At 68.4% G+C, this 13,994-nt stretch carries 8 protein-coding genes; all 8 read left to right on the top strand.

The features are described from left to right. The first annotated feature begins 215 nt into the window (after nt 1-215). The 8 genes from UU7_RS13690 (at nt 216) to UU7_RS13655 (ending at nt 13,879) form a co-directional block, all read left to right on the top strand. Nucleotides 216-1,631, top strand: a complete 1,416-nt coding sequence (locus UU7_RS13690; protein WP_007809236.1) for a Do family serine endopeptidase — start codon at nt 216-218, stop codon at nt 1,629-1,631. Between the two features lie 223 nt (nt 1,632-1,854). Beyond that, a complete protein-coding gene (locus UU7_RS13685; protein ID WP_040673473.1) occupies nt 1,855-3,192 on the top strand; it encodes a LysM peptidoglycan-binding domain-containing protein in 1,338 nt (445 codons plus the stop codon). Between the two features lie 7 nt (nt 3,193-3,199). Continuing rightward, entirely contained in the window at nt 3,200-3,904 is a 705-nt protein-coding gene (locus UU7_RS13680) for an HAD family hydrolase (protein WP_007809231.1), read from the top strand. 139 nt (nt 3,905-4,043) lie between these two features. Beyond that, the gene (locus UU7_RS13675; protein ID WP_007809228.1) at nt 4,044-5,423 is read left to right on the top strand and encodes a leucyl aminopeptidase family protein; all 1,380 of its coding nucleotides are present in this window, start codon (nt 4,044-4,046) and stop codon (nt 5,421-5,423) included. A 270-nt stretch (nt 5,424-5,693) separates the two neighbouring features. Next, nucleotides 5,694-7,430, top strand: a complete 1,737-nt coding sequence (locus UU7_RS13670; protein WP_007809226.1) for a M1 family metallopeptidase — start codon at nt 5,694-5,696, stop codon at nt 7,428-7,430. A gap of 72 nt (nt 7,431-7,502) precedes the next feature. Then, complete coding sequence (locus UU7_RS13665) at nt 7,503-8,840, top strand: aspartyl/asparaginyl beta-hydroxylase domain-containing protein (RefSeq protein WP_007809224.1); 1,338 nt, start codon at nt 7,503-7,505, stop codon at nt 8,838-8,840. 186 nt (nt 8,841-9,026) lie between these two features. Further along, nucleotides 9,027-11,909: a TonB-dependent receptor domain-containing protein gene (locus UU7_RS13660; protein WP_040673471.1), complete on the top strand. Its 2,883-nt coding sequence runs from the start codon at nt 9,027-9,029 to the stop codon at nt 11,907-11,909. Nucleotides 11,910-12,019: 110 nt separating this feature from the next. After that, nucleotides 12,020-13,879 (top strand): tetratricopeptide repeat-containing sulfotransferase family protein, encoded by a 1,860-nt coding sequence (locus tag UU7_RS13655; protein WP_040673469.1) that lies wholly within the window; start codon nt 12,020-12,022, stop codon nt 13,877-13,879. Nucleotides 13,880-13,994: the final 115 nt, after the last annotated feature.

Genomic DNA, 13,994 nt, shown 5'->3' with positions numbered 1-13,994 from the left:
CGACAACAACGACTCCCCCTCAAGAGTGCGATGTTCGACACCAGTGCTAGTTAAAGCGCCAAGTTCTCGACACAAGATGTTGTGGTTGTTACCGGGTAGGCAAGTTAACCCCGACGTCGACCGATGTAAAGTCCCACGACAGCCATCGGCGTTGCGGAACCGTGGCGCGGTGTTCCGGTCGAAGCAGCGCCGTCATCGATGCCCAAGGAGGACCCATGTCGCACTCATCTTCACGCCTGGCGCGCTGGCTTGGCGGTGCGCTGGCCGCGCTGTTCGTGGCGCTGGCCCCGCTGGCCGGCCACGCCGCCAGCCTGCCCGCCGCGGTCGACGGCCAGCCGATGCCGTCGCTGGCGCCGATGCTGACCCGGGTGACCCCGGCCGTGGTGAACATCTCCACCACCACGCGGGTGCCGGTGCGTGATGCGTATTTCGACGACCCGATGATGCGGCGCTTCTTCGGCCTGCCCAGCGCGCCGCGCGAGCGCGTCGAGCAGAGCCTGGGTTCGGGCGTGATCGTGGACGCGGCGAAGGGCTACGTGCTGACCAACAACCACGTGGTCGGCGGCGCCGACGACATCAGCGTGACGCTGCAGGACGGGCGCACGTTCAAGGGCAAGCTGATCGGCACCGATGCCCCCACCGACGTGGCGGTGGTGCAGATCCCCGCCCAGAAACTGCAGGCGCTGCCGCTGGCCGACTCCTCGCGCCTGCAGGTGGGCGATTACGTGGTGGCGGTGGGTGACCCGTTCGGGCTGGGCCAGACGGTCACCGCCGGCATCGTCTCGGCGCTGGGCCGCTCCGGGCTGGGCAGCAATGCGTCGGGCCGGAATTTTTCGGGCGTGGGCGGCTACCAGAACTTCATCCAGACCGATGCCTCGATCAACCCGGGCAACTCCGGCGGCGCCCTGGTCAACCTGCGCGGCGAGCTGGTCGGCATCAACACGATGATCTTCTCGCCCTCGGGCGGCAACGTCGGCATCGGTTTCGCGATCCCCAGCAACCTCACCAGCGAGGTGATGGCGCAGTTGCTGGCGCACGGCAAGGTGCAGCGCGGCAGCCTGGGCGTGCAGACCCAGCTGATCACGCCGCGCATCGCCAGCGCGCTGCAGCTGAAGGATCGTGATGGCGTGCTGGTCACCGGCGTGCGCGACGGTTCGGCCGCCGAGCGCGCCGGCCTGCAGGCGGGCGACGTGCTGACCACGTTGAACGGCAAGCCGCTGCATACCGTGCAGGAACTGAACAATGCCGAGGGCCTGTTGCCGCTGGGCAGCACGCTGCGACTGGGCGTGCTGCGCGAGGGCAAGCTCAGCGAGGTCAGCGCCACGCTCACCGCCGAGAAGCTGGCCACCGCCGAGGGCGGCGAACTCGATCCGCGGCTGGCCGGCGTGCGCTTCAGCGAGCTGAGCCAGGAGCAGCGCAACCAGGGCTGGTACGGCGTGGCGGTCAGCGCGGTGCAGCCGGGCAGTCGCGCCGCGCGCGCGGGCCTGAGCACCGACGACGTGGTGATCGGCGTGGGCAGCCAGCGCATCACCAGCCTGCACGTGTTGCGCGGGCTGGCCGGGGTGAAGCCGCGCCAGCTGGTGCTGGTGGTGGCCGGCGACGACGGCACCCGCTACGTGGTGATCAACTGAACGAGGCCCGCCCGTTCAGCAAAAAGCGTGGCGGGGATCGCTCCCGACGCGTGTTCCGGCGCACAGCCCGGGCCGCCGAGGGAGCGCAAATGCATGAAAGTGCTTGATGTTCCGCACCCGGGCCGATGAAATATCCGCATCGCTTCAGCCTGCGTGCGCCCGCGAGGCGCCATACTCGCGTCAATAACATCCAACCATCATCATGCCGGGGTTCTCCGCCACCATGTCCGTTCGTCTTGTCCGCCTGCTGTCCGTCGCCCTGATCGGGGCCTGCCTCACCACTCCTGCCGTCGCCAAGAGCCATTCCAAGGCGAAGGCGAGTGCGCCGGCCAAGAGCAGCCTGATCTGGCGTGGTGACGTGGCGACGGCCAACGGCGTGGTCGGCGAAGTGGCCACCGCGTGGGAGAAGAGCGGCCATGGCCGCATCGAACTGCAGCCGTTCAACACCGCCTCGGGCATCGACGCGGTCGCCAGCGGCACCGCCGACCTGGCCGGCAGCGCACGCCCGGCCGACAACAGCGCGCAGAACGCCCGCCTCACCTTCACCCCGGTGGCGTGGGACGGCCTGGTGATCATCACCCAGTCGTCGAACCCGATCAGCGGGCTCACGCTGAAGCAGGTGCACGACATCTACTACGGCAAGATCCACAACTGGAGCGAGGTCGGCGGCCGCAACGCGCCGATCGACGTGTACGCGGTGGCCAGCCCCGGCGACGGCGTGGAATACAGCCTGCGCACCCTGCTGTTCGGCCGCGGCAACCAGCCGGTGGCCGCGCCACGGCTGTACGTCAACACGCGCAAGCTGGAAGAAGGCATCGCGCTGAACCCGAACGGCCTGGGCGTGGCCACGCTGTCCGGCATCAGCGGCAACCCGAAGCTGAAGGCGATTCCGGTCAACGGCAAGCGGGCCACCGTGGCCAACATCGCCGACGGCAGCTATCCGCTGTTCATCCCGCTGTACCTGGTGACCAACCCGAGCAGCCCGAAGGCGAGCCAGGCGCAGGCCTTCGTCGACTTCGTGCAGAGCGAGCCGGGCAAGGCCGCGCTGCGCAAGCACGCAGTGCTGCCGTACCAGGACGGCGGCGCGCTCGTCGCGCTGGACAGCTCGCGCCGCAGCACGATCCTGGCCGAGGTCGGCGCGCGCGTTCCGCATGGCACACCGGTGTCGGCGCCGGGCGCCACCTACGCGGCACGCGCCGCCATCGCGCCCACCTCGGCCGATACGCTGGCCGCGCGCATGGCGCTGGAAAAGCGCGAGGACGACAAGAAGCAGAACGCGCGCCTGAGCAAGATCCAGGGCAGCGTCAGCGACGTCAGCGTGACCAGCACGGCGCACGCCAGCGGCAGCGCCACCACGGTCAGCCGCAACGACAGCGCGAATTTCGGCAAGGTCAGCGCCAGCACCAGCCAGACCACCACGACGTACAAGGTGGTCAAGGGCGACACGCTGTCGACGATCGCCAAGCGCCACTCGGTCGACGTGGCCCAGCTGCGCGAGTGGAACCACCTGAAGGGCGACCAGATCAAGCTGGGCCAGGTGCTGCGCATCAGCAAGCTCTGAGCACGGCGTGGCGCCGATACTCGCGCTGACGCTGGACCTGGACGACACCTTGTGGCCGGTGCTGCCGGCCCTGGAACGCGCCGACCAGGCGGTGGATGCCTGGCTGCGGCAACACCATCCCGAGGTGGCGCGGTCGTGGCCGATCGAGGCGATGCGCGAGCTGCGCGCCCGGGTCGCCGCCGAACGGCTCGACCTGGCGCACGACTTCACCACCCAGCGCCAGCTCACCCTGCAACACGCGTTCGCCAGCTGCGGGGTGGCCGACGCGCCGATCGACGCGCTGTGGGAAATCTATTTCGCCGCCCGCAACAGCGTCGAGCTGTTTCCGGACAGCCTGCCCGCGCTGCAGCGGATCACGGCGCGCTGGCCGCTGGCCAGCCTGACCAATGGCAACGCCGACCTGCAGCGCATCGGCATCCACGCGCATTTCGCCCATCACATCTGCGCCCGCGACAGCGGCATGGCCAAACCGGATGCGCGGATCTTCCTGGCCGCCGCCGAGCGGCTGGGCGTGCCTGCGCAACAGATCCTGCACGTGGGCGACGATCCGTCGATGGACATGGCCGGCGCCCGCGACGCCGGGCTGCGCACCGCCTGGCTCAATCGCGACGGCGCCCGCTGGCCCGACGACATGGGCGAGCCGCCCGAACTGGACCTGCGCGACATGACCGCGCTGGCCGACTGGCTCGAAGCGCAGCACCCCATCCCGTAGATCTCCCGCCCGTAGATCTCCCGGCAGCGGCGTGTAGGCAAGCGGCGGCGATTGCGCGCATCATTGGCGTTTTGGCCCGTCGCCGAAAGCCATTCGTCGAGTCCGGCAGCACAGCCGGCGCAAGTCCGAAGGAATCCGCATGTCCGCCCTGATCGAACGCCAGTCCGGCAACCGCCACAGCATCGCCATCGAAACCACCGACGCCGCGCACTACGCCGCGAGCAGGCGGCGGCTGACCGCCGCGCAGAAGCGCTGGCTGGGCGACAGCGGTTTCCAGGCGGCGCCGGGCACGTTCGCGCTGCTGTCCGATACGGCCGGCAAGCTGGTGCGCGTGCTGGTCGGGGTGGAGCCTCAGCAGCCGCTGGCGGCGCTGGCCGCGCTGCCGTTCGGCCTGCCCGAGGCCAGCTACCACCTCGCCGACGAAGGCGTGCTGGACAACCGCGAGCAGGCGGCGCTGGGCTGGGCCCTGGGCGCGTACCAGTTCGATCGCTATCGCCAGCCGAAGCGCGCGCCGGCGCGGCTCGCGGTGTCCGCCGCCGAACTGCTGGCGCTGGCGCCGCTGGTCGAGGCCACCGCGCTGGTCCGCGACCTGGTCAACACGCCGACCGAGGACATGGGTCCGGAACAGTTGAGCGACGCCATCCGCCGGCTCGGCAAGACGCACAAGGCCAAGGTGCGCGACTGGGTTGGCGACGAATTGCTCAAGGCGAATTTCCCGACCATCCACGCGGTGGGCCGCGCCAGCCATCGCGAGCCGCGGCTGGTCGAACTGAGCTGGGGTCGCAAGGAGCACCCGCGACTGGTCGTGGTCGGCAAGGGCGTGTGCTTCGACACCGGCGGGCTCGACCTGAAATCGTCCGACGGCATGCGCTGGATGAAGAAGGACATGGGCGGCGCCGCCCACGCGATCGCGCTGGCCGGGCTGGTGATGCAGGCCAGCCTGCCGGTGCGGCTGACCCTGCTGGTGCCGGCGGTGGAGAACGCGGTGGCCGGCAATGCGATGCGCCCGGGCGAGGTAATCACCACTCGCGCCGGCCACACGGTGGAAGTCGACAACACCGACGCCGAGGGCCGGCTGATCCTGTGCGACGCGTTGGCCTACGGCGCCGAGCAGCAGCCCGACCTGCTGCTCGATTTCGCCACGCTGACTGGCGCCGCCCGCGTGGCGCTGGGCCCGGACCTGCCCGCGCTGTTCGCCAACGACGATGCCGCGGCCGCCGCGCTGCTGGCCGCCGGTCGCGCGGTCGACGATCCGCTGTGGCAGATGCCGTTGTGGCGGCCGTACCGCAAGATGCTCGACTCGTACCTGGCCGACTTCGCCAATGCCGGCCCGTCGCGTCATGCCGGCGCGATCACCGCGGCGCTGTACCTGGAGCGTTTCGTGCCGGACGGCACGCCGTGGCTGCACCTGGACACCTACGCCTGGAACGACGCGGACCGTCCCGGCCGTCCCCGCGGCGGCGAGGCGATGGGCGTGCGCGCGATGTTCGCCTACCTGCAGCAGCGCTACGCCGGCTGAGAGGTTGTGAGTTTTTCAACCTCTCAGGTCGGCCAGGGACGGCCGAGCATGAAGCAGTCGCGCAAGTGACTGTTTCATGTGAGCGAGTCCGGACATGCGCCGGACTCGCGATAGAAGAAAACCACAGGAAGTGATTTTCTTCACAGGCTCTGAGCGAACCGGCGCGGAGGGATGACCTCCGTCCCTGACTTCTGGCCATGACTTCTGGCGTTGTCGCCCGCCGCTGAAAGACTGCATGCTGCGCGAGATACCGTCCCCGGAAGCCATCCCATGTCCGCTCGCCTGCATCTGCTCGCCCTCGGCGTCGCACTCGGCCTTGCCAGTTTCGGCAGCGCCGCGGCCGACACCGCCACCCAGCCGGCGCTGACCGCGCTGACCATGAGCTCCGGCGGCATGATGCCGGCCGAACAGGCGCGCGTGCATTTCGATCATGCCGACCTGCACTTCACCATCGACGCCGCGCAGCAGCGCATCGAGGCCAGCGCCACGCTGAGCTTCACCGCGAAGTCGGCCACCGACGTGTTGCTGCTGGACCTGGACCGCAACCTGCCGATCAAAGGCATCGAGCTCGACGGCAAGCCGCTGGCCGCCAGCCGCTGGAGCAACCCCGACGGCCGCCTGCGCGTGCAGCTGCCCGCCACGCTCGCGGCCGGCGGCAAGGTCAGCGTGACCGTGCGCTACGGCGGCAAGCCGCACGTGGCCAAGCACGCCCCGTGGGACGGCGGCTTCGTATGGAGCCACACCGCCGACGGCCAGCCGTGGGTGGCCAGCGCGGTCGAAGGCGAAGGCTGCGACCTGTTCTGGCCGTGCATCGACCAGCCGCAGGGCGAACCCGACCTGGTCGACACCTGGATCACCGTGCCGAAGACGCTGGCCGCGCCCGGCAACGGCGTGCTGGTCGGCATCACCGACCAGGGCGACCAGCACACCTACCACTGGCGCGCCAAGCACCCGGACACCTACGCGATCTCGATCAACGTGGGCCCGTTCAAGCTGCTCAAGGGCGATTACGCCAGCCGCTACGGCAACACCATCCCGCTGGAGCTGTGGTACCTGCCCGAGCATGCGGAAGGTGCGCAGCGGCTGTTCGGCGAGTTTCCGCGCATGCTGGATTTCTTCGAGCAGCAGATCGGCCCCTACCCGTTCGGCGACGAGAAGATGGGCGTGGTGGAAACCCCGCACCTGGGCATGGAACACCAGACCATCAACGCCTACGGCAACGGCTATCCGCGCAGCGAGTACGGCTTCGACTGGCTGCTGCAGCACGAGTTCTCGCACGAATGGTTCGGCAACCAGGTGACCAATGCCGACTGGGACGACATGTGGCTGCACGAGGGTTTCGGCACCTACATGCAGCCGCTGTACGGCCAGTACCTGCACGGCGACATGGCGTATTTCGCGATGCTGCACACCGAGCGCATGTCGTTGCGCAACAAGTACCCGGTCGTTTCCGGCCACAGCCAGGACGAGCACGAGGTGTACGACGCCGAGCACGGCCCGGGCAACGACATCTACTACAAGGGTTCGCTGATGCTGCACACGCTGCGGCAGCTGATCGGCGACAAGGACTTCTTCGCGAGCATCCGCAGCCTGGTCTACGGTCGCTCCGACCCGAAGCCGGGCAACTTCCGGCCGCGCTATTCGAGCACCCGGGACTACGTGGCGATCGTCGACAGGATCACCGGACGCAAGCTCGACTGGTTCTTCGACGTCTACCTGCGTGACGCCGCATTGCCGCGGCTGGACGAGCAGCGGGTGGGCGACACGCTGAAGCTGCGCTGGGTGACCGAGCACGGCAAGCCGTTCCCGATGCCGATCGAGGTGCAGGTGGGCGACACCGTGCACACCGTGCCGATGAGCGACGGCAGCGGCCAGCTGCAGGTGCCGGCGGGCAGCCTGCTGGTGATCGACCCGCGCTCGAAGGTACTGCGCGAGGCCCCCTACGTCGGGGACTACCAGCAATGGATGAAGCAGCAGCGGGCGAAGCAGCAGGCGGCGAAGAAATAGCGCCGACACGGGGCGCTGGCGCTCGGCCCGCATTCCCGTGATCATCGGCGAGCCGCCACAGCGAGCCCGCCGATGAACCAGCCATCCAATGCGACCCTCGCGAGCTGCCGCGAGCAGGCGCTTGCCGCGTGGCAGCGCGGCGACCTGGCGGCGGCCGAGGTCGCCTTCCGGCGCCTGCTCGAATGCCAGCCCCACGACGCCGAGGCGTTGCAGTTCCTGGCCGACCGCCAGTGGGCAGCGGGCAACGCGGCGGGTGCGGTCGAGCTGTTGCAGGCGGCGCATCGCGTCGAGCCGCAGGATGCCGGCGTGCTGCATCGGCTGGGAGAACTGCAGATGCTGGCCGGGGCTTGGCCGGACGCCGTCGACAGCCTGCGCAAGGCCCTGCAGCTCGCACCGGGCATGTTCGTGGCGGGGCTGCGCCTGGGCGTGGCGCTGGAACGGCAAGGCAGCCGGCATGCCGCAATGCTGGCCTATCTCGGCGCGATCGACACCGCGCAGGCGCAGGGGCGCTGGCTCAGCGACGACACCACGGCGCCCGGCCTGCGCGACGCGGTGAAACACGCCACGCGCTTCGTGGCGGCCGGTCGGCGCGAACTGTTCGACGCGGTCATCGAGCCGCTGCGCCAGCGCTACGGACGCTCCGAACTGGCCCGCGTCGACCAGTGTCTGACGATCTATCTCGGCGAGCAGGCGGCCAACCTGCCGGACCCGCGGCAGCGGCCGAAATTCCTGTACTTCCCGGGCATCCCCAGCCGGACCTTCTATCCGCCCGAACGCTTTCCGGCGCATGCGCGGCTGGAGGCGGCCTGCGACACGATCCGCGAGGAACTGCGCGCGGTACTGGCGCACGCGGCGGACTCTCTGGTGCCGTTCCTGGGCGCGCCTTCGAGCGCGGCCGTGGCGGCCGAACTGCTGGCCGCCTCCGGTCCGCAGGAAGCGGCGTGGGATGCGTTCTTCTTCCAGCGGCATGGCGTGCGCCACGACGCGCACTGCCTGCGCTGCCCACGGACCAGCGCGCTGCTGGATGCGTTGCCGCTGGTGCGGATTCGCGAGCACGCGCCGGAAACGCTGTACTCGGTGCTGCGCCCCGGCACGCATATCCTGCCCCACCGCGGTGTCACCAACACGCGCCTGGTTACCCACCTGCCGCTGATCGTGCCGCCGGACTGCGCCTTGCGCGTGGGCGGCGAGACGCACGTCTGGCAGGAAGGCCGCTGCGTCACCTTCGACGACACCTTCGAACACGAGGCGTGGAACCACAGCGACCGCGACCGCGTGGTGTTGATCCTGGACAGCTGGAACCCCGACCTCAGTGAGGCGGAGCGGGCGGCGGTGGCCGACCTGGTCGCCGCCATCGGCGATTTCAACCGCGCCAGCCAGCTGACCGCACCGCCTCCGACGCAGGCCTGATTGGCTGCTGGCGAAAAGACGGCCAAACCGTCCGCCGGTTGCGCGCGCAAGCGGATCTCGGAGTAATCTTCGGGCGGTTGCACGACGTTGACGAACCACGCCACGTCGCGCGACGTGTGCCCGGGGGGGGACTCGACAAAGATCGAAGGCTGGGAACGGACTACCAACAACCACTGGGGAGACCAAATGAAATACGGCATGAACCACCTGTCACTGGCGGTGCGCCTGGCGCTGACCGCCGGCGCGCTGACGATCGCCGGCCTGGCCCAGGCGCAAACGCAGACGCCACCGGCCGATACGCCGTCCTCGACGGATCAGAACACGCCACCATCCAGGAACAAGGCCAAGACCCTGCAGTCGGTCGTGGTGACCGGCTCGCTGATCCGCCGCGTTGACGTCGAGACGGCCAGCCCGGTGGTGACACTGGATCGCGCGACCCTCACCAATTCCGGCAAGCCGGTCCTGGGCGACGTGCTGCAGGCGCTGCCGAGCATTTCCGGCAATGCCACCAATCCGTCGAACAACAGCAACGGCGGCGGCGTGGCCAGCCCCCTGCTGGAAGCCGGCGATGGCGCCTCCCGCGTCTCGCTGCGCGGCCTGGGCATCAATCGCACGCTGGTGCTGGTCAACGGCCAGCGCATGGCCAACCCGGACATCAACCTGATCCCGCCGGAAATGATCGACCGGGTCGACGTGCTGGCCGAGGGCGCCTCCACGGTGTACGGCTCGGACGCCATCGGTGGCGTGGTCAATTTCATCCTGCGCAAGGATTTCCAGGGCGCCCAGATCAGCCTGAACGACGGCATCTCCAGCCACGGCGACTCCCAGCGCCGGGGCTTCAACCTGACCGCCGGCGCCACCGGTGACAAGTTCAGCATCGCCGCCGGCCTCGACTACAACAAGTACGACGAGACGCTCGCCTCCCGGCGCAAGTTCTCCAGGCAGCAGTTGTACCTGTCCAGCGGTTCGGTGGTGGCAGCGGGCTCCAGCTCGATTCCGACCGGCCGTATCCAGCTGCCGGCTTCGATCGTCGGCCAGTATGGCTGCACGGTCGATTCCAACGGCAACGCCAATGTGACCCTGGCGCAGGGCGATGGCTCGGCTCTTGGCGATTACCGCTGCCGCCTCCCCTCGGATACGTACAACTACGCCGCGCTCAACTACATCCAGACCGCCCAGAAACGCACCAACGGCTTCGTGCTGGGCAGCTACAACTTCACCGACAGCCTCACCGGCTTCGTCGATGCGTTCTACAACCACACCTCGTCCAGTGGTCAGGATGCTCCCTCGCCGGTCGGCACGGGCGACGGCCTGATCATTTACGCCGATAACCCGATCAATCCGTTCGGCATCACTTTCAGCCAGAACCGGCTTTTCCCAGGCGATCCGAACAGCGGATACACCTTCCAGACCCGCCTCACCGGCGCCGGCACGCGCGTGCACAGCTACATTACCAATACCGGCCAGATCAACGCCGGGCTGCGCGGCAATTTCGGTCAGGACAGCAGCTGGATCTGGGATGCCTCGGTCAACTACAGCCACACCAAGCGCGACCAGCGCGACACCAACGAGGTGGACATTCCGTCGCTGCAGGCTGCCGTCGACGCCGGGGCAAACATCTTCGACCAGGCCAGCGTCGGCGACCAGCTGAGCAAGGGCGTGAAGACGCCCATCTACATCTTCACCCAGTCCACCAAGCAGGCCCAGTTCAACGCCAGCGGCGAGCTGTTGGACCTGCCGGCCGGCGCGATGCAGGTTTCCATGGGCGCCCTGTACCGCAAGCAGATGATGAACTACACGGTCAGCGACTTTGCCGTGCTCGATCCGGTGACCACCACCTGCCAGATCCTGCAGGAAGCTTGCGGTTCACCCGGACGTGGCAGCTACAACGTCAAGGAGGTGTTTGCCGAAACGCTGATCCCGCTGCTCTCGGAGCAGCCCTGGGCGCACTCGCTGAACCTCGACCTGGGCATTCGCAGTTCCAACTACAGCACCACAGGCACCACCACCAACGGCAAGATCGCGATCGAATGGAAGCCGGTCGCCGACCTGCTGGTTCGTGGCACGATCTCGCAGGTGTTCCGCGCACCGAACCTCAACGAGCTCTACGATGGTCGCACCCTGGTGCAGCCCAACTTGAACGATCCTTGCCGAGGGCTCAGCGCGGCCGACCTCGCGGCGCATCAGGCGGCCTGCCAGTTCGTTCCGGTGAACTGGGGCGGCAATGATCCGGCGCAGGTCAACACGTTCTATTCCGGTGCCAACACGGTGGGAGCGAAGCTGAAGCCGGAGAAGGGCAAGTCCATCGATATCGGTCTGGTCTACGACCCGGACTGGATCCCCGGCCTGTCGACCAGCCTCGACTTCTGGCACATCTACCTGTCCGATACGCTGACCGCGATCCAGGCCGATACCGTGGTCAACTCCTGCTTCAACAACGCCAGCAGTCCGTACTGCTCGTTCATCACGCGCGAAAACAACGACAGCACAAAGCCGGGCCAGGTGTTCCTGATCAACACGCCGGTGGTCAATCTGGGCAACACCAGCACCAGCGGCATCGACTACACCCTGCGCTACAAGATCCCGCACTTCGACCTGGGCGGGATGGACCCCGGCAACTTCCGCGCCGGCCTCAACACCAGCTACACCTCGACCTACAACGTCAACGCCACGCCCGGCGAGCCCGGCACGAAGACGGTCAACTACGCCGGCACGTTCACCCCGCAGTTCGGCAACATCTCGCGCTGGCGCGGCACGCTCACGCTCAACTGGGACAAGGGCAACTGGAACGCCCAGTGGCAGTCGCGCTACGTGCACCGGCTGACCGCGCTGAACGGTGACGCCGTCTTCGCCGGGGTGAACATCCCGATGGCTTCGGTGCTGTACCACTCGATCCAGCTGGGCTATGCGGTGCCGTCGATCCACACCCGCTTCGACGTGGGCGTGGACAACCTCAGCAACAAGCTGCCGCCGCTGATCTACCAGAACGGCGGAAACTACAACGTCGACACCGCCACCTACGACGTGCTCGGCCGCTACTACTGGGTGCGCGCCACGGTCAAGTTCTGAGATCCGCTGCAACCGGGCGCGGCGGAAGTTCCGCAGCGCCCATCCAGGAGGGCCGCGATCCGTCGCGGCCCTCTTGCATAATGCGTACTGGATTGACCGACGGAGCACGCATGTCCACTGCGACGGATCTGGCCAGGACGATGGCGGCGGCCTGGAACGCCGGTGATCCGGAGCGGGTAGTCGCCCTCGCCGGGCAGGCCACGCCATCGTGGCAGGATGACGAAGCCGTGCTGTTGCTGCTTGGCCTGGCGCAGCAGGCCTGCGGCCGCGTGCAGCAGGCCGCGACGAGCTTCCGCCGGCTGGCGCAGTTGCGACCGGAGGTTTCCGCACACTGGAACAACCTCGCCGTGGTCTGCCGCGAGGCGGGCGACCTGGCCGAGGCCGAACAGGCCTTGCTGACGGCGCTGGCGCTGGCGCCCGACGATGCCGAAGTGCACTACAACCTCGGCCTGCTGCGCATCCAGCAGCGGCAGTGGCTGGCCGCCCGGCAGAGCCTGCTGGACGCCGTGCAGCTGTCGCCGCATTTCATCGAGGCCCGCCTGCAGGCAGCCCACGCCTGCCACGTCTGCGGAGACAACACCCAACAGGAAGCGCTGCTGGACGGCGCCGGCGACTGGCCGCCGCAAACGGCCGAGCATGCGCTGCTGCTGTCGGCGATGCTCTCCGTCCAGGACGAACTGGACGCCGCGCTGCGCACGCTGGCCCGCGCGCAACTGCCGGCCGAACCGGCGGCCACGATCATGCGCCTGCGCATCGCGGCGCAGCGGGTGCTGTTGTACGAACGGAACAACCGGCTCGACGCAGCGCGGGAAGCACTGGAGCAGCTGCCCATCGATGCGCTCGAGGCCCTGCCCGCGCAGGCGGAACAGGCGCGCGCCGAAGGCTGGCGTGCGCACGCCGCCATGGCGATGCGCGCAGGCGACGCGGCCGTGGCCGCGACGCTGCAGGCCCGCGCACTGGCCAGCGCGAGCGACGACGAGAGCCGGGCCGCTGCCGCCTTCGGGCTCGCCTCCGCGCTTGATCGACAAGGTCACTACGCCGAAGCGTGGCAAGCCTTGCAGCAGGCGCACTCCGCCCAGCGCGAGATCGCCCGCCACGTGGTGCCGGAGCTGCTGGCGACCGACAGCCGACCGCTGCAGGTGAGCGCCGAGCGGGTCGGCCGCGACGAGCACGCCCGCTGGCGCCCGCTGGCCGCCCCCGACAGCCGGCACAGCCCGGTCTTCGTGGTCGGTTTCCCCCGCTCGGGCACCACCTTGCTGGAACAGATGCTCGACGCCCATCCGGACTTCCGCTCGATGGACGAGCGTGCCCACGTGCATGACCTGATCGAGGCGATGCAGCTGGTCGGCCAGCGCTATCCGGCGGACCTGGCGGAACTGAGCCAGCAGGATGCCGATCAACTGCGCAGCGTGTACTGGCGGCAGGCGCGACGGGTCGCGCCCGATCTCGGCGCGCGGCGTCTGGTCGACAAGAATCCGCTCAACATGCTGTGCCTGCCGATGATCATGCGGCTGTTTCCGCACGCGCGCATCATCCTGTGCCTGCGCCATCCCTGCGACGTGCTGCTCAGCTGCTACATGCAGTCGTTCCGCTCGCCGGCCTTCATGATGCTGTGCTCGTCACTGCCGCGACTGGCGCAGGGCTACGCCCACGCGTTCGAGCAATGGTTTGCCGACACCGAGGTGTTCGCGCCCGCGGTGCTGGAGTGGCGCTACGAATCGGTGGTCAGCGGGCTGGACGAGCAGCTCGCCCGGCTGGGGGACTTCCTCGAGACGACGGACACCCCGGCGATGACCCGCTTCGCCGAACATGCACGGGGCAAGCGCTTCATCAGCACGCCCAGCTATGCGCAGGTGACCGAAGGCGTCCATCGACGGGCGGTGGGGCGCTGGCAGAACCATCGCCGGCAGTTCGAGCCGGTACTGCCGGTGCTGCAACCGTGGATCGAACGGCTGGGCTATCGCCGATGAAAAAGGAGGCGGTGCCATGCACCGCCTCCTTTCAGGCTTGCCGCTGTTGCCGCGCGGATCGACTCAGAGCCTGTGAAGAAAACCACTTCCTGCGGTTTTCTTCTATCGCACGTCC

This window comes from Rhodanobacter spathiphylli B39 (genome assembly GCF_000264295.1).
Classification (GTDB): Bacteria; Pseudomonadota; Gammaproteobacteria; order Xanthomonadales; family Rhodanobacteraceae; genus Rhodanobacter; species Rhodanobacter spathiphylli.
This window is presented reverse-complemented; position numbering and strand designations above follow the sequence as displayed.